19 protein-coding genes are annotated in these 24,912 nt (G+C 55.8%); 11 read left to right on the forward strand and 8 right to left on the reverse strand.

Annotation, left to right across the window (positions count from 1 at the left end):
• The first annotated feature begins 118 nt into the window (after nucleotides 1-118).
• The 5 genes from mrcB (at nucleotide 119) to fhuB (ending at nucleotide 8,810) form a co-directional block, all read left to right on the forward strand.
• A complete protein-coding gene (gene mrcB / locus F8561_RS23845; protein ID WP_025205202.1) occupies nucleotides 119-2,644 on the forward strand; it encodes a bifunctional glycosyl transferase/transpeptidase in 2,526 nt (841 codons plus the stop codon).
• A 229-nt stretch (nucleotides 2,645-2,873) separates the two neighbouring features.
• On the forward strand, nucleotides 2,874-5,093 hold the full coding sequence (fhuA, locus tag F8561_RS23850) for a ferrichrome porin FhuA (protein ID WP_151888044.1): 2,220 nt from the start codon (nucleotides 2,874-2,876) through the stop codon (nucleotides 5,091-5,093).
• Nucleotides 5,094-5,143: 50 nt separating this feature from the next.
• Entirely contained in the window at nucleotides 5,144-5,941 is a 798-nt protein-coding gene (gene fhuC, locus F8561_RS23855) for a Fe3+-hydroxamate ABC transporter ATP-binding protein FhuC (protein ID WP_020882606.1), read from the forward strand.
• Complete coding sequence (gene fhuD / locus F8561_RS23860) at nucleotides 5,941-6,831, forward strand: Fe(3+)-hydroxamate ABC transporter substrate-binding protein FhuD (RefSeq protein ID WP_047743447.1); 891 nt, start codon at nucleotides 5,941-5,943, stop codon at nucleotides 6,829-6,831. Before fhuC ends, fhuD begins: the two co-directional genes overlap by 1 nt.
• On the forward strand, nucleotides 6,828-8,810 hold the full coding sequence (gene fhuB / locus F8561_RS23865; protein ID WP_151888045.1) for a Fe(3+)-hydroxamate ABC transporter permease FhuB: 1,983 nt from the start codon (nucleotides 6,828-6,830) through the stop codon (nucleotides 8,808-8,810). Before fhuD ends, fhuB begins: the two co-directional genes overlap by 4 nt.
• 56 nt (nucleotides 8,811-8,866) lie before the next feature.
• Here fhuB and hemL read toward each other — a convergent pair whose 3' ends face one another.
• Nucleotides 8,867-10,147 carry a glutamate-1-semialdehyde 2,1-aminomutase gene (gene hemL, locus F8561_RS23870; protein WP_032681635.1) on the reverse strand — a complete coding sequence of 427 codons (1,281 nt, stop codon included), beginning with the start codon at nucleotides 10,145-10,147 and terminating at the stop codon, nucleotides 8,867-8,869.
• Between the two features lie 177 nt (nucleotides 10,148-10,324).
• On the opposite strand from hemL, the gene clcA reads away from it, so the two are divergent.
• Nucleotides 10,325-11,725 carry a H(+)/Cl(-) exchange transporter ClcA gene (gene clcA / locus F8561_RS23875; RefSeq protein ID WP_025205197.1) on the forward strand — a complete coding sequence of 467 codons (1,401 nt, stop codon included), beginning with the start codon at nucleotides 10,325-10,327 and terminating at the stop codon, nucleotides 11,723-11,725.
• An 85-nt stretch (nucleotides 11,726-11,810) separates the two neighbouring features.
• Entirely contained in the window at nucleotides 11,811-12,155 is a 345-nt protein-coding gene (gene erpA / locus F8561_RS23880) for an iron-sulfur cluster insertion protein ErpA (protein WP_013095643.1), read from the forward strand.
• Nucleotides 12,156-12,211: 56 nt separating this feature from the next.
• On the opposite strand, the gene F8561_RS23885 is transcribed toward erpA, so the two are convergent.
• Genes F8561_RS23885 through mtnN form a run of 3 tightly spaced genes read right to left on the reverse strand, consistent with a single transcriptional unit; the run spans nucleotide 12,212 to nucleotide 14,354 of the window.
• On the reverse strand, nucleotides 12,212-12,835 hold the full coding sequence (locus tag F8561_RS23885) for a TRIC cation channel family protein (RefSeq protein ID WP_014168690.1): 624 nt from the start codon (nucleotides 12,833-12,835) through the stop codon (nucleotides 12,212-12,214).
• Between the two features lie 27 nt (nucleotides 12,836-12,862).
• Entirely contained in the window at nucleotides 12,863-13,663 is an 801-nt protein-coding gene (gene btuF, locus F8561_RS23890; protein ID WP_151888046.1) for a vitamin B12 ABC transporter substrate-binding protein BtuF, read from the reverse strand.
• Entirely contained in the window at nucleotides 13,656-14,354 is a 699-nt protein-coding gene (gene mtnN / locus F8561_RS23895) for a 5'-methylthioadenosine/S-adenosylhomocysteine nucleosidase (protein WP_014168692.1), read from the reverse strand. The genes btuF and mtnN overlap by 8 nt, the downstream gene beginning before the upstream one ends.
• Before the next feature lie 82 nt (nucleotides 14,355-14,436).
• Between mtnN and dgt the strand changes: the two genes are divergently transcribed.
• The 3 genes from dgt (at nucleotide 14,437) to F8561_RS23910 (ending at nucleotide 18,831) form a co-directional block, all read left to right on the forward strand.
• Nucleotides 14,437-15,951 (forward strand): dGTPase, encoded by a 1,515-nt coding sequence (gene dgt / locus F8561_RS23900; protein WP_151888047.1) that lies wholly within the window; start codon nucleotides 14,437-14,439, stop codon nucleotides 15,949-15,951.
• 131 nt (nucleotides 15,952-16,082) lie between these two features.
• Nucleotides 16,083-17,519, forward strand: a complete 1,437-nt coding sequence (gene degP, locus F8561_RS23905) for a serine endoprotease DegP (protein WP_151888048.1) — start codon at nucleotides 16,083-16,085, stop codon at nucleotides 17,517-17,519.
• Between the two features lie 154 nt (nucleotides 17,520-17,673).
• The gene (locus F8561_RS23910; protein WP_151888049.1) at nucleotides 17,674-18,831 is read left to right on the forward strand and encodes a CdaR family transcriptional regulator; all 1,158 of its coding nucleotides are present in this window, start codon (nucleotides 17,674-17,676) and stop codon (nucleotides 18,829-18,831) included.
• Nucleotides 18,832-18,921: 90 nt separating this feature from the next.
• Here F8561_RS23910 and F8561_RS23915 read toward each other — a convergent pair whose 3' ends face one another.
• The 4 genes from F8561_RS23915 to map form a co-directional block, all read right to left on the reverse strand.
• A complete protein-coding gene (locus F8561_RS23915) occupies nucleotides 18,922-19,308 on the reverse strand; it encodes a DUF3461 family protein (RefSeq protein ID WP_014168696.1) in 387 nt (128 codons plus the stop codon).
• Between the two features lie 111 nt (nucleotides 19,309-19,419).
• Nucleotides 19,420-20,244: a 2,3,4,5-tetrahydropyridine-2,6-dicarboxylate N-succinyltransferase gene (gene dapD / locus F8561_RS23920; RefSeq protein ID WP_020882614.1), complete on the reverse strand. Its 825-nt coding sequence runs from the start codon at nucleotides 20,242-20,244 to the stop codon at nucleotides 19,420-19,422.
• Between the two features lie 32 nt (nucleotides 20,245-20,276).
• On the reverse strand, nucleotides 20,277-22,952 hold the full coding sequence (glnD, locus tag F8561_RS23925) for a bifunctional uridylyltransferase/uridylyl-removing protein GlnD (protein ID WP_020882615.1): 2,676 nt from the start codon (nucleotides 22,950-22,952) through the stop codon (nucleotides 20,277-20,279).
• Nucleotides 22,953-23,015: 63 nt separating this feature from the next.
• On the reverse strand, nucleotides 23,016-23,810 hold the full coding sequence (gene map, locus F8561_RS23930; protein WP_014168699.1) for a type I methionyl aminopeptidase: 795 nt from the start codon (nucleotides 23,808-23,810) through the stop codon (nucleotides 23,016-23,018).
• A 321-nt stretch (nucleotides 23,811-24,131) separates the two neighbouring features.
• Here map and rpsB point away from each other — a divergent pair, with 321 nt between their 5' ends.
• Nucleotides 24,132-24,857 (forward strand): 30S ribosomal protein S2, encoded by a 726-nt coding sequence (gene rpsB / locus F8561_RS23935; RefSeq protein ID WP_003856207.1) that lies wholly within the window; start codon nucleotides 24,132-24,134, stop codon nucleotides 24,855-24,857.
• The last annotated feature ends 55 nt before the right edge of the window (nucleotides 24,858-24,912 follow it).

A 24,912-nucleotide genomic window follows, 5' to 3' on the forward strand; every position in this document is an offset into this window, starting at 1 on the left:
ACTAAAGACGTTCCTGTCAGGAAGGTCTTGCTGTTTACTTTGAGAGATTTCTTCTTTCACAGGCCAGTGGAAGAAAAGAGAATCGGGCCCTTGCGCCTGAAAGTTGCGGAGAAAAAGCATGGCGGGGAATGACCGCGAGCCAATAGGACGTAAGGGAAAACCAACGCGTCCGGCGAAAGAAAAGGTAAGCCGTCGTCGCCTCAGAGATGAGGACTATGACGATGACTATGAAGACGATTATGAGGATGAAGAACCGATGCCGCGTAAAGGGAAAGGCAAAGGGCGTAAGCCTCGGGGCAAGCGCGGCTGGTTCTGGCTGCTGCTGAAGCTGTTCATTGTATTTGTTGTGCTGATGGCGATTTACGGCGTCTATCTGGATCAGAAGATCCGTAGCCGTATCGACGGAAAAGTCTGGCAACTGCCTGCGGCGGTGTATGGCCGCATGGTGAACCTTGAGCCAGATATGTCCATCAGCAAGAACGAGATGGTGAAACTGCTGGAAGCCACCCAGTATCGTCAGGTGTCGAAAATGACGCGTCCTGGCGAATTTACCGTGCAGGCGAAAAGCATTGAGATGATCCGCCGTCCGTTTGATTTCCCAGACAGCAAAGAGGGCCAGGTGCGTGCGCGTCTGACCTTTGACGGCGATCGTCTGGACACCATCGAGAACATGGATAACAACCGTCAGTTCGGTTTCTTCCGTCTCGATCCGCGTCTGATCACCATGCTCTCGTCGGCGAACGGCGAACAACGTCTGTTTGTTGCCCGTAACGGCTTCCCGGACCTGCTGGTTGATACCCTGCTGGCAACCGAAGACCGTCACTTCTATGAGCATGATGGCATCAGCCTTTACTCGATTGGCCGTGCGGTGCTGGCTAACCTGACCGCCGGACGGACGGTGCAGGGGGCGAGTACGCTGACCCAGCAGCTGGTGAAGAACTTGTTCCTCTCCAGTGAACGCTCTTACTGGCGTAAAGCCAACGAAGCGTACATGGCCGTACTGATGGATGCGCGTTACAGCAAGGATCGTATCCTTGAGCTGTACATGAACGAGGTGTACCTCGGTCAGAGCGGGGATAACGAAATCCGCGGCTTCCCGCTGGCAAGTCTGTACTACTTTGGTCGTCCGGTGGAAGAGCTGAGCCTTGACCAGCAGGCGCTGCTGGTGGGCATGGTGAAAGGGGCGTCCATTTATAACCCGTGGCGTAACCCGAAACTGGCGCTGGAACGTCGTAACCTGGTGCTGCGTCTGCTGCAACAGCAGCAGGTGATTGACCAGGAGCTGTACGACATGCTGAGCGCACGACCACTCGGCGTTCAGCCGCGCGGTGGCGTGATCTCCCCTCAGCCTGCGTTTATGCAGCTGGTGCGTCAGGAGCTGCAAAGCAAGCTCGGTGATAAGGTGAAAGATCTCTCCGGCGTGAAGATCTTTACCACCTTCGATTCCGTGGCGCAGGAAGCCGCTGAAAAAGCCGCGGTGGAAGGCATCCCGGCGCTGAAGAAACAGCGTAAGCTGAGCGATCTTGAAACCGCGATGGTGGTGGTTGACCGTAACACCGGCGAAGTTCGCGCCATGGTGGGCGGTGCTGAGCCGCAGTTCGCAGGCTACAACCGTGCAATGCAGGCGCGACGTTCGATTGGTTCACTGGCAAAACCGGCAACCTATCTTACCGCCCTGAGTCAGCCTAACCAGTATCGCCTGAATACCTGGATTGCCGATGCGCCGATTTCCCTGCGCCAGCCTAACGGCCAGGTATGGTCTCCGCAGAACGACGATAAACAGTTCAGCGGCCAGGTCATGCTGGTGGATGCGTTGACCCGCTCGATGAACGTGCCAACGGTGAACCTGGGTATGGCGCTCGGTCTGCCGGCGATTGTCGACACCTGGCAGAAACTGGGTGTGCCGAAAGATCAGCTCCATCCTGTTCCGGCGATGATCCTGGGGGCGCTTAACCTGACGCCGATCGAAGTGGCTCAGGCGTTCCAGACCATTGCCAGCGGGGGTAACCGTGCACCGCTCTCTGCTCTGCGTTCGGTGATTGCCGAGGATGGCTCCGTGTTGTATCAGAGCTTCCCGCAAGCGGAACGTGCCGTGCCAGCGCAGGCGGCCTATATGACGTTGTGGACGATGCAGCAGGTTGTGCAGCGGGGGACCGGACGTCAACTGGGTGCGAAGTATCCGGGCCTGCATCTGGCAGGTAAAACCGGGACCACTAACAACAACGTGGATACCTGGTTCGCCGGTATCGATGGCCGTGAAGTGGTGATCACCTGGGTAGGCCGCGATAACAACCAGCCAACCAAACTGTACGGTGCGAGCGGGGCGATGTCGATTTACCAGCGCTATCTGGCGAATCAGTCTCCGGTACCGCTGAATCTGGTGGCGCCGGAAGATATTGTCGATATGGGCGTGGACGGTTCCGGTAACTTTGTCTGTGGCGGCGGTATGCGTACCTTGCCTGTCTGGACCACCAACCCGGATTCGCTGTGCCAGCAAAGCCAGCCAGAGCAACCGACGGGTAACCCGTTCGAGCAGTCTTCTCAGCCTCAGCAGCAGCCGCAACAACAGCCGCAGCAGCAGAATGAGAAAAAAGACAGCGACGGTGTCGCGGGCTGGATTAAAGATATGTTCGGCGGTAACTAACGCCTCACATCCCCCCGAAAGGGGGGATTTTTTTACCTGTACTTTCCATTTCCTTAACCCTCGTTTTCATTCTGATTAACCCTTCGTTTTCTCTTGTTTATTTCTTAAACCCTTAATTCTCGTAGGGCCGCTTACTGCTTGCTATGCAGCCAGCGTTTCGCATATTATTCTGCGGTCATAATAATAATTCTCGTTTACGTTATCATTCACTTTTCCATCAGAGATAAACATGGCGCTTTCCAATACTGCTCAGCCAATCCACACGTCGCTGCGAAAAATCGCGGTCGTCGTAGCCACAGCGGTTGCCGGCATGTCTACGTATGCACATGCGGCTGAAACTCAGAAAAAAGAAGAAACCATCACCGTCACCGCCGCGCCTGCCGCCCAGGAAAGTCCGTGGGGGCCTGCGCCAACGATCGCAGCAAAACGCACGGCAACGGCGACCAAAACCGATACCGCGATTGAAAAGACCCCGCAGTCTATTTCCGTGGTAACGCGTGATGAAATGGAACGCCGCCAGCCAGCGACCGTAAAAGAGGCGCTGGGCTATACGCCGAGCGTGTTTGCGACCCGCGGCAGCTCCACCACCTATGATGTGGTCTCAATTCGTGGTTTTACCGCGCCTTCGACGGTGAACACCAACCAGTATCTCGATGGCATGAAGCTGATGGGGAATAACTACTCCGAAGCTTCCATGGATCCTTACTTCCTTGAGCGCGTAGAAGTGATGCGCGGACCTACGTCTGTGCTCTACGGCAACAGCAATCCAGGCGGTATCGTCAGTATGGTGAGCAAACGCCCACTGACCGAGCCGCTGAAAGAAGTCCAGTTTAAAATGGGGACCAATAACCTGTGGCAAACGGGCTTCGATTTCAGTGATGCAATCGATGAAGATGGCGTGTGGTCGTACCGCCTGACCGGTCTTGGCAGTAGTCAGAACGCACAGCAGGAGATGTCAAAATCAACCCGCTATGCGATTGCGCCCTCCTTTAGCTGGCGTCCGGATGACAAAACCGATTTCACCTTCCTGAGCAATTTCCAGAACGATCCGGAAGCGGGCTACTACGGCTGGTTGCCACGGGAAGGGACCGTGGTGCCATACCGTGACGCAAACGGCAATGAGCATAAGATCCCAACCGATTTCAACGAAGGTGAAGCGGATAATAAGATGGCTCGTCGCCAGCAGTTGATTGGTTACAGCTTCTCGCATCAGTTTGATGACACGTTCACCGTGCGTCAGAATCTGCGTTACGCAAAAGTGCATACGCTCTACCGCTCTGTTTACGGCAATGGCTACGCTGAGTCTGGCAAGATTAACCGCGCTTACGTGCGTTCAGATGAAGATCTGAATATGTTTACCGTGGATACTCAGCTGCAGTCGACATTCGCGACGGGCGCCGTAGACCACACGCTGCTGACGGGCGTTGATTACTCGCGTATGCGTAATGATATCAATGCGCTGTACGGTTCCGCCGACCCTATTGATATCCAGAACCCGGATTACGGCAACGCGAACATCAACACCAACCTGCCATGGTCTAACTATTCCGTCGTTAACCGTAATGAACAGACCGGGCTCTATGCTCAGGATCAGGCGGAGTGGGATAAGTGGGTGCTGACGCTGGGCGGACGCTACGACTACGTGATGGCCTCAACGCTGACGCGCGGTACGGCCGATTCGCTGGCTGAAAACCACGACCAGGCTTTCACCTGGCGCGGGGGGATTAACTATCTCTTTGATAACGGTATCTCCCCTTACTTCAGCTACAGCGAGTCGTTTGAGCCGGTATCGGGCGCCGATCGTAACGGCACACCGTTCGACCCTTCCCGCGGTAAGCAGTATGAAACGGGTGTGAAATACGCGCCGAAAGACCTGCCGGTTGTGGTCACCGCATCGCTGTTCCAGCTGACGAAAGATAAGAACCTGACGGCGGATCCGAACGATCCAACGAATACTCACAGTATCCAGACCGGTGAGATCCGTTCTCGCGGTTTCGAACTGGAAGCGAAGGCAGCGGTTAACGCCAATATCAATGTGACCGCGGCGTACAGCTTTATTGATGCTGAGTACACCCATGACAGCACCTTTGAAGGTAAACGTCCGGCGGAAGTGCCGCGTAATCAGGCGTCATTGTGGGCAGATTACACCTTCACCGACACGGCCTTAAGCGGCCTGACGATTGGTGCCGGTACCCGTTACATCGGTAACACGGTGAGCTACTACTCAAGCGGCGACAAAAAAGATCAGCCGTTTAACGTCGCGAGCTACACCCTTGCCGATGCGATGGTGAAATACGATCTGGCCCGTCTGGGTCTGCCGGGGTCATCTGTGGCGGTGAACGTGAATAACCTGTTCGATCGGGAATATGTCTCCAGCTGCTACAAGGATTATGCATGCTACTGGGGTGCTGAACGTCAGGTTGTCGCCACCGCGACCTTCCGCTTCTAATCTCTCTTCGGGCACGGTTCGCCGTGCCCTTTTTATTTAAGTTGGCCGATATGCAGGATAATCAAACGCAATCCGACACCACCTTCACGCTCAATAATCTCTCCTTTCGCGTGCCCGGACGCACCCTGCTGCATCCGCTCTCTTTGACCTTCCCGGCAGGTAAAGTGACAGGCCTGATTGGTCACAACGGCTCTGGTAAATCAACGCTGCTCAAAATGCTTGGCCGCCATCAGCCGCCGTCAGAAGGCGATATCCTGCTGGACGGTCAGCCGCTGGAGAGCTGGAGCAGTAAAGCCTTTGCCCGCAAAGTGGCGTATCTGCCGCAGCAGTTGCCGCAGGCGGAGGGGATGACCGTGCGTGAACTGGTGGCGATTGGGCGTTATCCGTGGCACGGCGCGCTTGGCCGTTTCGGCGTGGCCGACAGAGAGAAAGTGGAAGAGGCGATTGCGCTGGTGGGGCTAAAACCGCTGGCCCACCGTCTGGTAGACAGCCTGTCAGGAGGGGAACGTCAGCGCGCGTGGATAGCAATGCTGGTGGCCCAGGACAGCCGCTGCCTGCTGCTCGACGAACCGACCTCTGCGCTGGACATTGCCCATCAGGTCGACGTGCTTGCGCTGGTGCATCGTTTAAGCCAGCAGCGCGGTCTGACGGTTATCGCGGTCCTGCATGATATCAACATGGCCGCGCGTTACTGCGATTACCTCGTTGCCCTGCGCGGCGGTGAGATGATCGCCCAGGGGACGCCGTCTGAACTGATGCGCAGTGAAACGCTGGAACACATTTACGGTATTCCAATGGGGATTTTGCCTCACCCTGCCGGGGCTGCACCGGTGAGCTTTGTGTACTGATGCTGGATTCTATGTTGATGAGTCGCCGTCGTCTGCTGACGGCACTGGCGCTTTCACCGCTGCTGTTAAAAATGAATACCGCGCGTGCGGCTGCGGTCGATCCACACCGCATTGTGGCGCTGGAATGGTTGCCGGTAGAGCTGATGATGGCGCTGGGCGTTACGCCCTATGGCGTGGCGGATATTCCCAACTACAGGCTATGGGTGAATGAGCCGAGGCTACCGGACTCGGTAATCGACATCGGCCTGCGCACCGAGCCAAACCTCGAACTGCTCACCCAGATGAAGCCGTCATTCCTGTTCTGGTCTGCAGGTTACGGCCCGTCAGAAGAGACAATGGCACGGATTGCGCCCGGCCGTGGTTTCTCCTTCAGCGACGGTAAAAATCCGCTGGCGATGGCGAAAAACTCCCTCCACGAGATGGCACAGTTCCTTAACCGTGAGGTTGAGGCCAAAAAACATCTCGACGATTTTGATGCACTGATTAACGCCCTGAAGCCGCGTTTTGCTCACCGGGGCGATCGCCCGCTGCTGATGGTGACGCTGCTGGATGCCCGCCATATGCTGGTCTTTGGGAAAAACTGCCTGTTCCAGGACGTGCTCGACAGTTTTGGTATTCGTAATGCCTGGGAAGGGGAGATGACCTTCTGGGGCAGCACAGCCGTGGGGATTGATCGTCTTGCGGCATTTCGCGATGTGGATGTGTTGTGCTTTGACCACGGCAACGAGCGGGAGATGCAAACCCTGATGGCGACGCCGCTCTGGCAGGCAATGCCGTTTGTGCGTGAAAAACGGTTCCTGCGCGCACCTGCGGTATGGTTCTACGGCGCGACGCTTTCTGCCATGCACTTTGCCCGCGTGCTGGACAATGCGCTGGGAGGCCAGGCATGAGTACGCGTATTGCCCGTTTCCCGGCACTGTTGCTTTGCCTCCTTTTCCTGTGCGCGCTGGCATTGACCTGGTTCAATCTGTCGACGGCCTTACCGCGCGACCAGTGGCGTGCGGCGCTGGTGACGCCAGATATCGATAATATTCAGCAAATGCTGTTCCACTACAGTCTGTTGCCGCGGCTTGCGATTTCGCTGCTGGTCGGTGCGGGATTAGGGCTGGTGGGCGTTTTATTCCAGCAGGTACTGCGTAACCCTCTGGTCGAGCCGACGACGCTTGGCGTGGCGACCGGGGCACAGCTTGGGATCACGATTACCACACTCTGGGCGTTGCCAGGGGCATTGACCTCGCAGTTTGCTGCCCTCGCCGGTGCGTGTGTGGTGGGCGCGTTGGTATTCGGCGTCGCCTGGGGCAAACGTCTCTCCCCCGTCACGCTTATTCTTGCGGGGCTGGTGGTGAGCCTGTACTGCGGCGCGATTAATCAGCTGCTGGTGCTGTTCCATCACGATCAGCTGCAAAGCATGTTCCTCTGGAGCACCGGTACGCTCACCCAGACCGACTGGAGCGTCGTGCAGCGTCTGTGGCCGCAGCTCGTCGGTGGCGTCGTGTTGACGCTGCTGCTCTTGCGCCCGCTGACGTTGATGGGTCTTGACGATGGCGTGGCGCGTAATCTGGGGCTGGCGCTGTCGCTGGCGCGTCTGGGGGCGCTGACGCTGGCGATTGTGCTCAGTGCCCTGCTGGTTAATGCGGTAGGTATCATCGGGTTTATCGGACTGTTTGCGCCGCTGCTGGCAAAAATGCTCGGTGCGCGCCGCCTGCTGGCGCGCCTGATGTTAGCCCCGCTGATTGGCGCGTTGATCCTCTGGCTTTCCGATCAAATCATTCTCTGGCTGGCACGCGTCTGGATGGAAGTGTCTACCGGTTCGATGACGGCGCTTATCGGTGCACCGCTGCTGCTGTGGCTGCTGCCGCGTCTGCGCAGTATCAGCGCGCCAGCGATGGATGCTGGCGATAAGGTCTATGCTGAGCGCCAGTCAGTGCTGGGGTTCAGCCTTGCCGGGCTGGCAGTGCTGATTGTTATCTCATTTGCCGCGCTCGCTTTCGGACGCGATGCGGTGGGCTGGCACTGGGCGTCTGGGGATCTGCTTAACGAACTCATGCAGTGGCGCTGGCCGCGCATTCTCTCGGCGTTAATCGCCGGGGTTATGCTGGCGGTGGCGGGCTGTATTATCCAGCGTCTGACCGGTAACCCGATGGCCAGCCCGGAGGTTCTGGGTATCAGTTCTGGTGCCGCCTTTGGCGTGGTTCTGATGCTGTTCCTGGTGCCAGGAAATGCCTTCGGCTGGTTGATGCCTGCCGGGAGCGTTGGCGCGGCGGTGACGCTGCTGATCATCCTCATTGCCTCCGGGCGTGGCGGGTTTTCCCCTCACCGGATGCTGCTTGCCGGGATGGCGCTCAGCACGGCATTTACCATGCTGCTGATGATGCTGCAGGCGAGTGGCGATCCGCGTATGGCCAAGATCCTGACCTGGATCTCCGGTTCAACGTACAGCGCCACCGGCAGCCAGGTCGTGCATTCCGGGATTGCAATGATCGTATTGCTGGCGATGGTGCCGCTGTGTCGTCGCTGGATGACCATTCTGCCGCTGGGCGGCGAGACCGCGCGTGCGGTGGGGATGGCCCTGGCGCCGTCCCGTATCGGGTTATTGCTGCTGGCCGCATGCCTCACGGCAACGGCCACCATGACCATCGGCCCGCTGAGCTTTGTCGGCTTAATGGCGCCGCACATTGCCAGAATGATGGGCTTTCGTCGCACGATGCCGCACATTGTGATGTCGGCGCTGACGGGGGGCGTAATACTGGTGGTGGCTGACTGGCTGGGGCGGATGGTGCTGTTCCCGTACCAGATACCTGCCGGGTTGCTGTCGACGTTTATCGGGGCGCCGTACTTTATCTATTTGTTGAGAAAGCAAAGCAGGTAGAAGGGCGGTGGGGTATTGCCCTCTCCCGGTGGAGAGGGCAGCAGATCGTTTCTGTCTTACAACTTCGCAAAGACCCGGCGTGCAGCATCGATAGTCTTATTGATATCGTCTTCGCTGTGCGCGACGGACATAAAGCCTGCTTCAAACGCGGATGGTGCCAGGTAGACGCCTTCTTCCAGCATCAGATGGAAGAAGCGCTTGAAGCGTTCAACGTCACACTTCACCACATCCTGATAGCAGGTCACGGTTTTCGCATCGGTGAAGAAAATCCCGAACATCCCACCAACGTGGTTTACCACCAGAGGAATACCGGTTTCTTGCGCGGCCTCCAGCAGGCCGTTGGCCAGTTGCGTTGTCAGATCGGTCAGGGTTTCGTGAATACCCGGCTGCGCGACTTCGGTCAGACAGGCGAAACCTGCGGCCATTGCAATCGGGTTGCCGGAAAGGGTACCCGCCTGGTAGACCGGGCCAGTCGGCGCCAGCGCTTCCATCACCTCTTTACGTCCCCCGAATGCACCGACAGGCATGCCGCCGCCGATGATTTTGCCAAGGCACGTCAGGTCCGGCTCTACGTCGTAGTAAGACTGTGCCCCCGCCAGCGCGACGCGGAAGCCGGTCATCACTTCGTCGATGATCAGCAGAGCGCCAAACTCATCGCACAGGGCGCGCAGACCCGGCAGGAACTCCGGCTGCGGAGGAATGCAGTTCATGTTGCCTGCGACAGGTTCAACGATGATGCAGGCAATCTCCTGCGGATACTGCTCGAAGGCTGCCCGAACGGTGTTCAGATCGTTATAGGTGCAGGTCAGGGTATGCTTCGCAAAGTCAGCCGGTACGCCCGGTGAGTTCGGCTGACCGAGGGTCAGCGCGCCGGAGCCGGCTTTTACCAGCAGGCAGTCCGCATGACCGTGGTAGCAGCCTTCAAATTTGATGATTTTGTCACGGCCGGTAAAACCACGTGCCAGGCGGATCGCGCTCATGGTGGCCTCGGTACCGGAGTTCACCATACGCACCATGTCCATTGTCGGGACCAGTTCGGTGACCAGTTCCGCCATTTTCACTTCCATCTCGGTTGGCGCGCCGAAGCTCAGGCCGCGCTGGGCGGCTTCGATCACCGCATTGCGGATAGCAGGATGGTTGTGACCCAGCACCATCGGACCCCAGGAGCCGACATAATCGATATAGGCTTTGCCATCGACATCATACAGATACGCGCCGTCAGCACGTTCGATAAACAGCGGCGTACCGCCTACGCCGGTAAAGGCGCGAACAGGCGAATTCACGCCACCTGGGATAAGCTCGCGGGCTGCACTGTAGAGGTTTTCAGACTTGCTCATGGCGTCGTTCCTGGTTCGTATAAAATGATTAAGCACACTATTCTAAGTGATCCTCGGAAGGTAATGAAATTTTTGCCCCCTTTCATGCCCAAACAATTGTTAAGTATTTTTCACGGGATGATATTACGCACTCTGGTAAAATCCCTGCGGTTATTTGTATGACGAAAAGAAACGGTAATGAAAGCAGACACTCATTCTTATACTGAACAGCAGTTCAGACGTGCGCAGCACCGTATCAGCATCCGGCGCTTGCTTAATCGTGATAAAACGCCGCTGGCTATCCTGCTGGCTGCTGCCGTGGTCGGCGCAGTTGCCGGGCTGGTGGGTATCGCCTTCGAAAAAGCGGTTAACGCGATAATGAACTGGCGAATTGGAACCGTGGCGGGTTTTGCCTATAGCGGTGGATGGGTATGGGTGTGGGCCTTTGGCTTATCTGCGCTGTTTGCCATGGTGGGCTATTTCCTGGTCCGTAAATTTGCGCCGGAAGCGGGCGGTTCCGGGATCCCTGAAATAGAAGGCGCACTGGAAGAGCTGAGGCCGGTTCGCTGGTGGCGCGTCATCCCGGTAAAATTTATCGGTGGCATGGGAACGCTCGGGGCAGGCATGGTGCTCGGGCGCGAAGGGCCAACGGTGCAGCTGGGCGGAAACGTTGGGCGCATGGTCGGCGATCTGTTTCGCATGCGCAGCGCGGAGGCGCGACATACGCTGCTGGCAACGGGGGCGGCGGCCGGCCTTTCGGCGGCGTTCAACGCACCGCTCGCGGGGATCCTGTTCATTATTGAAGAGATGCGGGCACAGTTTCGCTACAACCTTATCTCGATAAAAGCGGTATTCACCGGCGTCATTATGTCGAGCATTGTCTTTCGCATTTTTAATGGCGAAGGGGCGGTGATTGAGGTGGGAAAACTGACCAATGCGCCGGTGAATACGCTGTGGCTGTACCTGATCCTCGGCATGATTTTTGGCGTGGTCGGCCCGTTGTTTAACACGCTTATCTTACGCGCTCAGGATATGTTCCAGCGCATTCACGGTGGGAATACCACCCGCTGGGTATTGATCGGCGGACTGCTGGGCGGCGCCTGCGGCGTGCTCGGCTTCATTGAGCCCAATGCCGCAGGCGGTGGCTTCGGGCTGATACCGATTGCCGCGGCGGGTAATTTCAGCATTGGTCTGTTGCTGTTCATGTTTATTTCGCGGGTGATTACCACCGTATTGTGCTTCTCCTCTGGTGCGCCTGGCGGTATTTTTGCCCCGATGCTGGCGCTGGGTACGCTTCTGGGAACCGCGTTTGGCATGGTCGCTGCTGCCGGATTCCCGGCCTATCATCTGGACGCCGGGACCTTTGCTATTGCCGGAATGGGCGCGCTGCTGGCGGCGTCCCTGCGCGCGCCGTTGACCGGCATCGTGCTGGTTCTGGAGATGACGGATAATTACCAGCTCATTTTGCCAATGATCATTACCTGTCTCGGCGCGACACTATTAGCCCAATTCCTGGGTGGAAAACCGCTATACTCCACCATTCTTGCCCGTACCCTGGCAAAACAAGAGGCCGAGCGGGCCCCGACGCAGAATACTTGAATGAATTACCAGGGTATTAGATAATGACATAAAGAATTGGGTGAATTTTACCCAATAGCAGTAGCAGTATTCATGGGAGCATAAGATGAGTGATGACGTAGCGTTGCCGCTGGAATTTACCGAAGCAGCAGCCAACAAAGTGAAAACCCTGATTGCCGACGAGGACAATCCGGATCTGAAACTGCGTGTCTATATTACCGGTGGCGGCTGCAGCGGCTTCCAGTATGGTTTTACCTTTGACGATCAGGTCAACGACGGCGATATGACTATCGAGAAGCAGGGCGTTGCGCTGGTGGTTGACCCGATGAGCCTGCAGTACCTGGTGGGTGGTTCGGTGGATTACACTGAAGGCCTGGAAGGTTCGCGCTTCGTTGTGACTAACCCGAACGCGACAAGTACCTGTGGATGTGGCTCTTCGTTCAGCATCTGACAGGGATGCAGTCGTAAGCCCGGTAAGCGTAGCGCCACCGGGCTTATAAACAACGCTTATCGTGCATTATCATCCAGCGCAAACGTCGGCAGCTTCAGATGCCAGCGTATCGCCGCTAACCGTATCCCCAGCGTGACCACCATACCCAGCATGGCTGCATTTTCTAGCGGCATCGCAAAGGTGTAATACGCCGTCGCGTGAACAATCCCACCAATAATACACGCCGTGGCATAGATTTCGGTACGCAGGATCATGGGAACTTCACGCGCCAGAATGTCGCGAATAATCCCGCCGCCGACCCCGGTTAACACGCCCATGCAGATGGCCACCATCGGGCCCGTTCCCGCATTGAAGGCTTTATTGACCCCGATGCCCACAAAGACGGCCAGACCGACGGCATCCAGCACCGGGAGTATCCATTTCGGTAACCGGCGGGGTTGGCGAACCAACACAATGGTCAACAGACAGGTGACCATCGCCACCACCAGATCGGTTGGATCTTTCACCCAAAATACCGGGCCATTCGCCAGGGCCATATCACGTATCGTCCCGCCACCCACGGCGGTGACCACGCCCAGCACCAGCACGCCAAACGGATCCATGCGCAGTTTTCCGGCGAGTAAAACGCCGGAGATAGCAAAAACGGCTGTGCCAAGAATATCCAGCCAATAAACGAGCATCGTTAAATCCTCGAGCGGGGTATGTTGTTAGTGACTCTCTGCCAGCGCGGCGCAGAGCTGTTTTGCGGCGAGGATAATACGCGGGCTGGCGCGTTCAAACCAGTCACTGGTGAGGGGGATCACCGGTATTTTTAGCTGACGTTGCCAGAATTGTTCAATTTTAGGAATCTCGCTCGCATTTCCGACCACCACGATGACCTGTGGCTGGCGTGCGAGCACCTGTTCCCGGCTGACCTGAGGCCATGGCACCCGGCTGGCTGCAAAGATGTTTTCACCGCCGCAGATTTCCAGCACCTGATTCTGAATGGATCCTTTCCCGGTGGTGAACAGCGGCTGGCTGCCAAACTGCAGGAAGATGCGTTTTTTGACGGGGGTATCGTAGCGGGATTTCAGCGCGGCATAGTCGCTGAGCATCTGTTTCGCGGCATTCTCGGCTTTTGCTGGGGTAGGGCTGTAGGGGGCCAGAGAACGCAGTGCCTGAGCGACCTGCTCAATGCTCACCGCATCAATCCACATCACCTTGATCCCAAGCGAGGAGAGCTGGTTGACCTGCCGCTCGGCGTTACCGCCGCGCCAGGCGAGCACGAGATCGGGTTTAAGCGCCACGATGCGCTCAATGTTCATCCCTTGCCAGGTCGCCACCTGTTCAATATGGGCCGCTTGCGGAGGGTAATCCGAAAAGCTGCTCACGCCGACAGGCGTGATCCCGGCGGCAAAGGCCAGTTCGGTGTTTGCCGGAGAGAGCGTAATCACACGCGGCGCGGCAAATAGCCATGCCGGTGCGAGAAAAAGCAGGGCGACCAGCGCCCTGATGTATGGGTTACCCACGAGCCAGTTTCTGCACCAGGCGCTCCACCATCACGGTGGACTGTTTTGCCGCAACGGTCAGGAACTCGTCGAAGCTGATATGAGACTGCTGGTCAGCCACGTCGGAGATGGCGCGAACCACCACGAACGGAACGTTGAAGTTATGGCAAACGTGAGCAATGGCGGTCGCTTCCATCTCAACGGCAACGGCCTGAGGGAAGTTATGACGAATTTTCGCCAGGCCGACGGAGCCATTGATGAACGCATCACCGCTGACGATCAGGCCGCGTACCGCGTTGAGGTTCAGCTCAGCGATGCAGCTTTCAGCCGCCGCAATCAGTTTGTCATCGGCTTTAAACCCGGCCGGGCAACCCGGAAGCTGACCGTATTCGTAGCCGAATGCGGTAACGTCTGCATCGTGGTAACGCGCTTCATCGGAAACAACGATATCACCCACTTTCAGCGTCGACGCCAGGCCGCCTGCAGAACCGGTGTTAATGATAACGTCCGGCTTGCAGCGTTCGAGCAGCAGGGTCGCGCCCAGCGCAGCAGCAACCTTACCGATGCCTGATTTCAGCAGAGCGACGTCAACGCCATTCAACTGGCCGGTATAGATCTCACAGCCACCGAGGGAGAGAGTCTGACGGTTCTCAATTTTGTCACGCAGCAGCGTAACTTCTTCTTCCATTGCACCAATAATGCCGATTTTCATAGATTTACTCGCGATGTGCCTTGTTAAGATGCATAGTCTATCATGCGGTTAAGAGGAAACGCATTCTCACGCGGGGGAGCACATGTCACCAATCGATTTTCGCACCAAAATTAACTGGCACCGACGTTTCCGTTCGCCGCAGGGCGACAAGAGCGAGCATGAGATCCTGCGTATCTTCGAAAGCGATCGTGGGCGGATCATAAACTCGCCGGCAATCCGTCGGTTACAGCAAAAAACCCAGGTGTTTCCGCTTGAACGTAACGCTGCGGTGCGCACGCGCTTAACGCATTCTATGGAAGTTCAGCAGGTTGGCCGCTACATTGCCAAAGAGATTTTAAGCCGTCTCAAAGAGCAGCAGCTTCTCGAAACCTATGGGCTGAATGAGCTGACCGGGCCGTTTGAGAGCATTGTTGAGATGGCCTGCCTGATGCATGACATCGGTAACCCGCCCTTTGGTCATTTTGGCGAAGCCGCCATAAATGACTGGTTTAAACAGCGGCTTTATCCTGCTGATGCGGTAAGCCAGCCTCTGAGCGATGACCGCTGCCTGGTGCGGGATTTACGCCTGCGCGAAGGTGAAGACGCGCTGAACGACCTGCGGAGTAAAGTCCGTCACGACCTCTGTCACTTCGAAGGCAATGCGCAGGGGATCCGGCTGGTCCACTCCCTGATGCGTATGAACCTGACCTGGGCACAGGTGGGGTGCATCCTGAAATATACGCGACCGGCATGGTGGATGGGCGAGACGCCCGCGTCGCACAGTTATTTGATGAAAAAGCCGGGCTATTATCTTTCTGAAGAAGCCTATATAGAGCGCCTGCGTAAAGAACTTTCTCTGACACCAAACGGCCGCTTCCCCTTAACCTGGATTATGGAAGCTGCCGACGACATTTCATATTGTGTTGCCGACCTGGAAGACGCCGTTGAGAAAAGAATATTCAGCGTCGAAGAACTTTATCAGCATCTTTATGAGGCCTGGGGAACGCATGAAAAAGGCTCGCTGTTTGCTCAGGTTGTCGAAAATGCCTGGGAGAAATCGCGTTCAAATACATTAAGCCGCAGCACGGAAGATCAGTTCTTTATGTATTTACGGGTCAATACATTAAATAAACTGGTGCCTTATGCCGCCTCGCGCTTTATAGACAACCTGCCGTTAATTTATAGCGGCGAATTCAACCATGCGTTGCTGGAAGATGACAGCAGCTTTAGCCAGCTTCTTGAGCTCTATAAAAACGTGGCCGTGCGTCATGTTTTCAGCCATCCGGATGTTGAACAGCTTGAGCTGCAGGGATACAGGGTTATCAGTGGGTTACTCGAAATCTATCGGCCTCTGCTGCAGTTATCCGTCGACGAGTTCAGCGAGCTGGTGGAAAAAGAGCGCGTGCGGCGAATACCGATTGAATCCCGGCTTTATCAGAAACTTTCAACCCGCCACCGTCTGGCTTATGTCGAAGCCATCGGCAAGCTGGATCGGCAGTCGCCCCAGTGGCCGGTGCTGGAATATTATTATCGCTGCCGTCTTATCCAGGACTATATCAGCGGGATGACAGATTTGTATGCCTGGGATGAATACCGCAAGCTCATGGCGGTGGAATAAGTACGGAGTTTTGTAAAGACGGCCAATAAATTTTTACCTTTTCCATAAACTTATGGCCGGAACTAAGCGGTATAAAATGAATCTGAGTTACACAGCAATTTTGCGTTATCTGTAAATCGAGATTAAGACACATGAAAAAAAACACATTAGCAATGAGTGCACTGGCTCTGAGTTTAGGTTTAGCGCTGTCTCCTCTGACTGCTACTGCAGCTGAGACCGCATCGTCGGCAGCGACCGCGCAGCAGATGCCAAGCCTGGCACCGATGCTCGAAAAAGTGATGCCATCGGTGGTGAGTATTAACGTTGAGGGCAGCACAACCGTCAATACGCCGCGTATGCCGCGTAACTTCCAGCAGTTTTTTGGTGATAACTCACCTTTCTGCCAGGACGGTTCGCCATTCCAGAGCTCCCCGTTCTGTCAGGGCGGTGGTGCAGGGGATGACACCCAGGGGGGTGGCCAGCAGCAGAAATTCATGGCGCTTGGCTCGGGTGTGATTATCGATGCGGCGAAAGGCTATGTCGTGACCAACAACCACGTTGTTGATAACGCCAACAGCATTAAGGTCCAACTGAGCGACGGGCGTAAATTTGATGCCAAAGTGGTCGGGAAAGACCCGCGCTCCGATATCGCGTTGATCCAGATTCAGGATCCGAAAAACCTGACGGCGATTAAAATTGCCGACTCCGATGCGCTGCGTGTCGGTGATTATACCGTCGCTATCGGTAACCCGTTCGGTCTGGGTGAAACCGTAACCTCGGGGATTGTTTCCGCGCTGGGTCGTAGCGGCCTCAACGCTGAAAACTATGAAAACTTCATCCAGACGGATGCCGCCATCAACCGGGGTAACTCCGGCGGCGCGCTGGTGAACCTGAACGGTGAGCTGATTGGTATCAACACCGCGATCCTTGCACCGGACGGCGGCAATATCGGGATCGGCTTTGCTATCCCAAGTAACATGGTGAAAAACCTGACCGCGCAGATGGTGCAGTATGGCCAGGTGAAACGCGGTGAACTGGGGATTCTGGGTACCGAACTGAATTCCGAACTGGCTAAGGCGATGAAAGTTGACGCCCAGCGCGGCGCATTTGTCAGCCAGGTGATGCCGAACTCCTCCGCGGCGAAAGCGGGCATTAAAGCAGGTGATGTCATCACCTCCCTGAACGGGAAACCGATCAGCAGCTTTGCCGCGCTGCGTGCTGAAGTGGGCTCCATGCCGATTGGCAGCAAAGTCACCCTCGGCCTGCTGCGTGACGGTAAACCGGTTAACGTGAGCCTGGAACTGCAGCAGAGCAGCCAGAATCAGGTTGATTCCAGCACCATCTTCAGCGGCATTGAAGGCGCCGAGATGAGCAATAAAGGTCAGGACAAAGGCGTTGTGGTAAACAACGTTAAAGCGAACAGCCCGGCTGCGCGCATTGGCCTGAAAAAAGGCGATGTGATCATGGGTGCGAACCAGCAGCCAGTGAAAAACATTGCTGAACTGCGCAAAATTCTGGACAGCAAACCTTCCGTGCTGGCGTTGAATATTCAGCGTGGTGATACCTCAATTTACCTGCTGATGCAGTAATCCTCTCAGGCCCCTGTTTCAGATGAGCAGGGGCTTTTCACCTTTCTGTGACCTTTTCCACAACTCCATACTTCTCCCTTTCACTTTGTGCATTCGCACAATGCAGCGGTAGCTGAACTTCCCTATGCTTGAGCTCTGCTCACAGGAGGGTTACATGGCTGGCTGGCATCTCGATACCAAAATGGCGCAGGATATTGTGGCACGCACCATGCGCATCATTGATACCAATATCAACGTAATGGATGCCCGTGGGCGCATTATTGGCAGTGGCGATCGTGAGCGTATTGGGGAATTGCACGAAGGGGCGCTGCTGGTGCTCTCCCAGGGGCGGGTGGTGGACATCGACGATGCGGTGGTGAAACACCTGCACGGTGTCCGTCAGGGCATCAATTTACCGCTGCGTCTTGAGGGGGAAATTGTTGGCGTTATCGGCCTGACCGGCGAGCCGGAGTCGCTGCGAAAATATGGCGAACTGGTCTGTATGACGGCGGAGATGATGCTTGAGCAGTCGCGCCTGATGCATCTGCTCGCCCAGGACAGCCGTCTGCGTGAAGAGCTGGTGATGAATCTGATTCAGGCGGATGAGCATACCCCTGCACTCAATGAATGGGCGCAGCGCCTGGGAATCGATCTGAATCAGCCGCGCGTCGTGGCGGTAATTGAGGTGGACAGCGGCCAGCTTGGCGTTGACAGTGCGATGGCTGAGCTGCAGCAGCTGCAAAATGCGCTGGCGACGCCGGAACGCGATAACCTGGTGGCGATTGTCTCTCTGACGGAAATGGTGGTGCTCAAGCCCGCGCTGAACGCGTTCGGGCGCTGGGATGCAGAAGATCATCGTCGTCGCGTGGAGCAGTTGATAGCCCGTATGAAGGAGAATGGTCAGCTTCGTTTTCGCGTCGCGCTGGGCAATTACTTCACTGGTCCGGGCAGTATTGCCCGCTCCTGGCGTACTGCCCGCACCACCATGATGGTGGGTAAGCAGCGGATGCCGGAAAGCCGCAGTTATTTCTACCAGGATCTGATGCTGCCGGTGCTGCTCGACAGCCTGCGCGGTGGCTGGCAGGCCAATGAGCTGGCACGTCCGTTAGCGCGCCTCAAGGCGATGGACAATAACGGTCTGCTGCGTCGGACGCTGCAGGCGTGGTTCCGTCATAACGTACAGCCGCTGGCAACGTCGAAAGCGCTGTTTATACATCGTAATACGCTGGAATATCGACTGAACCGGATTTCGGAGCTGACAGGGCTGGATCTGGGGAGCTTTGACGACAGGCTGCTGCTCTATGTGGCGTTACAGCTCGATGAGCAGAGATGAGTGGAATACGGCCTGATGCCCTTACGCCATCCCTTTCCACGGGAGAGGGCGCAAACACTAAAACGGCAATCAAAGATTGCCGTTTTGCGTTTATTTCCGGGTAAGCTTTTCAAGATCCGCTTCGATTTCGCTAATCTTGTTGGTGACAACGCTTTCAAGGTGACGCAGATCGTCGAGGATCTTACGTTTGAGATCGACTTCAGTGCGGTCGCGCTGACAGATCTGATCGAGTTCATCGATCACATAGCGCAGATTAGGGCTGATTTCCTGAACTTCTTTGTATCCCTGTCCTACACCGTCAGCGACGACGGTCTTACGCTGGCGTGGATATTTAAACTTCACGCTCTTGGCGAAAAACTCTCCTTTGTCCTTGTGAAAATAGATTTTCAGAATGTCGTTATTAGCTTCCTGGCGAAGGCTGTAACGATCAATTTCATCAGGATTGGTAATGCCCAGACTTTTCAGATTATCGTACATAGCGGTACCCTTGATCTCAACATAACCTTTGAATAATTAACGAAAAAATCTATTTTCGCCACCCTCAGATATGAAAAAAGCGGGGTGGCCCCCGCTTTTTGTTATATCCGATTAATCGATGGTGCGCAGCAACTCATTGATGCCCACCTTACCGCGGGTTTTCGCATCAACTTTCTTCACGATAACCGCACAGTACAGGCTGTACTTGCCATCTTTTGACGGCAGGTTGCCGGAGACCACAACGGAACCGGCCGGCACGCGACCGTAGTGAATTTCACCGGTCTCACGATCGTAAATACGGGTGCTCTGACCGATGTAAACGCCCATCGAGATAACGGAGCCTTCCTCAACGATCACGCCTTCCACCACTTCAGAGCGCGCGCCGATGAAGCAGTTATCTTCGATGATGGTTGGGTTAGCCTGCAGTGGCTCCAGTACACCACCGATACCCACGCCGCCGGACAGGTGAACGTTTTTACCGATCTGCGCGCAGGAGCCGACGGTTGCCCAGGTATCCACCATGGAGCCTTCGTCTACGTAAGCACCGATGTTAACGTAGGAGGGCATCAGCACAGTGTTACGCGCGATGAACGCACCCTGACGTACGGCCGCTGGCGGTACTACGCGGAAGCCTTCTTTCTGGAAGCGAGCTTCGTCGTAGTCAGCGAATTTCATGGGGACTTTATCGAAGTAGCGGCTTTCTGCTCCGTCGATAACCTGGTTATCATTGATACGGAAAGAGAGCAGCACGGCTTTCTTCAGCCATTGATGAGTTACCCACTGACCGTCGATTTTTTCTGCTACACGTAGCGCGCCGGAATCCAGCAGAGAAATAACCTGATTAACCGCTTCACGGGTAACGGTATCCACATTTGCCGGAGTAATCTCGGCGCGACGCTCAAAAGCGGACTCAATAACGTTCTGTAACTGCTGCATTGTTTACTCTTTCCATTTCACTAAAAAACACGTCACCCTTTATCGTTTGGATTGAGGGCTGCTGTCAACCGTTGTTGCACTTCAAGTTGCAGGTCATTATTAAGGGCACGCCGGTCGGCGGTGGCGATTATAAATAAATCTTCTACTCGTTCGCCAATGGTTGTAATTCTGGCCCCGTGAAGCGAAATTCCCAGATCGGCAAAAACCTGGCCGACGCGGGCGAGCAGCCCAGGCTGGTCGAGCGCGATCAGCTCCAGGAACGATTTACGATCGGTGTGGGTCGGCAGGAAATTGACCTCGGTATCGACGGTAAAGTGGCGTAATTTCGACGGCTGACGACGCGGCTGCGGTGGCTGCCAGCTGCGCTGGGTGATCGCCTGTTCCAGGCCAAAACGTATCCCTTCATGGCGGTCCGACGACAGCGGGCTTCCGTCTGGCTCCAGCACAATAAAGGTGTCCATCGCCATGCCGTCCCGGGTGGTGAAAATCTGCGCGTCGTGAACGCTCAGGTTACGCCTGTCCAGTTCGGCACAAACCGCAGCAAACAGATAAGGCCGATCCGGGCTCCAGATAAAGATCTCGGTACCGCCGCGCGTGGCCTGCGGACTGAGGAGGATCATCGGCTGCGATAAATCATGCTGAAGCAGATGTCGCGCATGCCAGGCAAGCTGGTTTGGGCTGTGGCGGACAAAATAGTTGGCACGACAGCGCGCCCAAATCTGATGCAGCGCCTCTTCATCAATGTTATCCATCCGCAACAGCGCCAGCGCCTGCAGCTGATGATGGCGTACACGCTCGCGCATGTCCGGGGTGTTTTGCATCCCGCGGCGCAGCTGTTTTTCGGTGGCAAAGTACAACTCGCGCAACAGGCTTTGCTTCCAGCTGTTCCACAGCGTTTCGTTGGTGGCACAAATATCGGCTACCGTCAGGCAGACCAGATAGCGCAGGCGGTTTTCCGTCTGAACCTCTTCTGCAAACTGCTTGATGACCTCCGGATCCTGAATGTCACGACGCTGCGCGGTGACGGACATCAGCAGGTGATGGCGTACCAGCCAGGCAACCAGCTGCGTCTCGCGAGAGTTCAGTCCATGCAGTTCGGCAAATTTCAGCACGTCCTGCGCGCCGAGCACCGAGTGGTCACCGCCGCGACCTTTGGCGATGTCGTGGAACAGGGCGGCAATCAGGATCAGTTCCGGGTGGGTAAGACGTGGCCACAGTTCGACGCACAGTGGGTGACGTGAGCGTGTCTCTTCTCTGGCAAAGCTCTCCAGCTTGAGCATGACGCGGATCGTGTGTTCATCCACCGTATAGGCGTGGAACAGATCGAACTGCATCTGCCCGACGATATGTGACCACTGCGGCATATAGGCCCACAGCACGCTGTGGCGATGCATCGGCAGAAGCCCACGGCTGACGGCCCCCGGATGGCGCAACATACTGAGAAAAAGGGATCGGGCTTCCGGGATATAGCACAGTGGCTGCGTCAGATGACGGCGCGCATGGCGCAGATGACGCAGCGTTGTGGAGTAGATCCCGGTGATCGTGCTGTTGCGAACCATGGTGTAGAACATCCGCAGGATCGCTTCCGGCTCACGGATAAACAGCGTTTCGTCGCGCAGATCGATAAGCGTGCCGCGCAGCTGGAATTCATCATCGATCGGCCGCGGTTTTTCGTCCGCCGTCAGGGCCAGGATCGCTTCGTCGAACAGCTGCAGCAGCATCTGGTTCAGTTCAGTGACGCGACGGGTAACGCGGAAGAAATCCTTCATCATGTGCTCAACCGGCTCGTTACCTTCACCGCGGTAGTTGAGGCGCTGCGCCACGCTGAGCTGACGGTCAAACAGCAGACGGTTATCGTAGCGGCTAAGCTCGAGATGCAGGGCAAAACGGATCCGCCAGAGCAGGTGCAGACACTCATTCAGCTCGTTTCGCTCAGCCTCGGTTAAAAAGCCGAAGCCAACCATCTCGTCCATTGAGGTAGCGCCAAAGTGGCGGCGGGCCACCCACTGCAGCGTGTGAATGTCGCGCAGTCCGCCCGGACTGCTTTTTATATCCGGCTCCAGGTTATAGCTGGTGCCGTGGTAGCGCTGGTGACGCTGATTCTGCTCCTCGACCTTCGCGGCGAAGAATTTTTCTGAAGGCCAGAAGCCGTCGCTGAAAATGTGTTTTTGCAGCTCCAGGAACAACGCAACGTCGCCAATCAACAGGCGGGTTTCAATCAGGTTGGTGGCGACGGTCAGGTCAGATAATCCTTCGAGCAGGCACTCTTCCAGCGTGCGCACGCTGTGGCCCACTTCAAGCTTTACATCCCACAGCAGCGTCAGCAGTTCGCCAATTTTCTGCGCCTGTTCATCCGGCAGCTTTTTGCGACTTAAAATCAGTAAGTCGATATCGGAAAGCGGATGAAGCTCACCGCGGCCATAGCCCCCGACAGCGACCAGTGCCACGTCACTGATCTGCCCAAACCCGTAATCAATCCACAGACGCTGCAGGAGCTGGTCGATAAACTCGGTGCGAGCTTCAATGAGCTGCTCCGCGGAGATGCCGGCATCAAATGCGCTTCCGAGCCAGCGCTGGAAGACATCCATATGCGCCTTGATACCGGCGCAGGTCAGATCCTGCTGGGGCCAGACGCCCGGGTTATCGGGCTGGTCGGGTAGGGTGGGAAGTGCTGTGTTAGCATACTGTTCGGGTAAAAGATTACTCATCGTGCGCCACCCATAAGAAAAAGCTATAGCCATTAAAAAAGCCGGCATCTGCCGGCTTTTTTATCATTCATCGTGCGTGAGTATCGCCGGGATGGTGTCATCCTTGCGCAACGTCATAATTTCGCAGCCGTTGTCTGTTACCACAATAGTATGCTCGTACTGCGCAGACAAGCTTCTGTCTTTGGTTTTCACCGTCCAGCCATCTTTCATGGTGCGGATGCGGTAATCACCGGCATTGACCATCGGCTCGATGGTGAAGGTCATGCCTTTTTGCAGTACCACGCCGCCGTCATCCGCATCATAGTGCAGAACCTGTGGCTCTTCGTGGAAGACACGGCCAATGCCGTGGCCGCAGTATTCACGCACAACGGAGAAACCTTCCGCTTCAACGAATTTCTGGATAGCGGCCCCAATGGTGCGCAGGCGAATGCCGGGTTTAACCATTTTCAGCGCCAGGTAGAGGCTTTCTTGCGTCACTTTGCACAGACGCTCGCCCAGAATCGTCGGCTTGCCCACGATGAACATCTTAGAGGTGTCACCATGGTAGTCATCTTTAATGACCGTCACGTCGATGTTGACGATGTCGCCATCTTTGAGCAGTTTTTCGTTGTCCGGAATACCGTGACAAACCACTTCGTTAATCGAAATGCAGACGGATTTCGGGAAACCATGGTAGCCAAGGCAGGCGGAGACCGCGTGCTGCTCATTGACGATATAGTCGTTACAAATGCGGTCCAGTTCACCCGTGCTCACGCCCGGCTTCACGTACGGCTCGATCATTTCCAGCACGTCTGCGGCCAGACGACCGGCGACGCGCATCTTTTCAATTTCTTCAGGTGTCTTAATAGAGATAGCCATGTAATCTGTCCATCAGTGTCGATTTTTTCGACAATACTAGTCTAAGTGTCGTTAATGGTATCAGTCAGGCGCACCCCGTGCCAAATTGAGAATCATTAACAGCACACTCGGCCAACAACTGTTGGTTTCTGGTCGTGTTTTGTGGTATAAAGCGCGCCGGACTTCCGATCCATTTCAGATACACAGGCTGGACGGAAGCGACAAATCTCACTTTGTGTAACAACACACACGTATCGGCACATATTCCGGGGTGCCCTTCGGGGTCGGTAATATGGGATACGTGGAGGCATAACCCCAACTTTTAATATAGAGGTTTTAAACATGGCAACTGTTTCCATGCGCGACATGCTCAAGGCTGGTGTTCACTTCGGTCACCAGACCCGTTACTGGAACCCGAAAATGAAGCCTTTCATCTTCGGCGCACGTAACAAAGTTCACATCATCAACCTTGAGAAAACTGTACCAATGTTCAACGAAGCCCTGGCTGAGCTGAACAAGATCTCTTCCCGTAAAGGTAAGATTCTGTTCGTTGGTACTAAGCGCGCTGCAAGCGAAGCTGTGAAAGATGCTGCTAACAGCTGCGATCAGTTCTTCGTGAACCATCGCTGGTTGGGCGGCATGCTGACTAACTGGAAAACCGTTCGTCAGTCCATCAAGCGCCTGAAAGATCTGGAAACCCAGTCTCAGGACGGTACTTTCGACAAGCTGACTAAGAAAGAAGCGCTGATGCGCACTCGTGAACTGGACAAGCTGGAAAACAGCCTGGGCGGTATCAAAGATATGGGCGGCCTGCCAGACGCGCTGTTCGTAATCGATGCAGACCACGAGCACATCGCAATCAAAGAAGCTAACAACCTGGGTATCCCGGTATTCGCTATCGTTGATACCAACTCCGATCCGGACGGTGTTGACTTCGTTATCCCGGGTAACGACGACGCAATCCGTGCTGTTAGCCTGTACCTGAGCGCTGTAGCTGCTACCGTTCGTGAAGGCCGTTCCCAGGATCTGGCTTCTCAGGCGGAAGAAAGCTTCGTAGAAGCTGAATAATAAGGTTTCACCCCTTATTAGTACCGTGTATGAATAGGGGCCAATTATCGGCCCC

The organism is Enterobacter sp. 198 (genome assembly GCF_009025585.1).
In the GTDB taxonomy this organism is placed as follows: domain Bacteria; phylum Pseudomonadota; class Gammaproteobacteria; order Enterobacterales; family Enterobacteriaceae; genus Enterobacter; species Enterobacter ludwigii.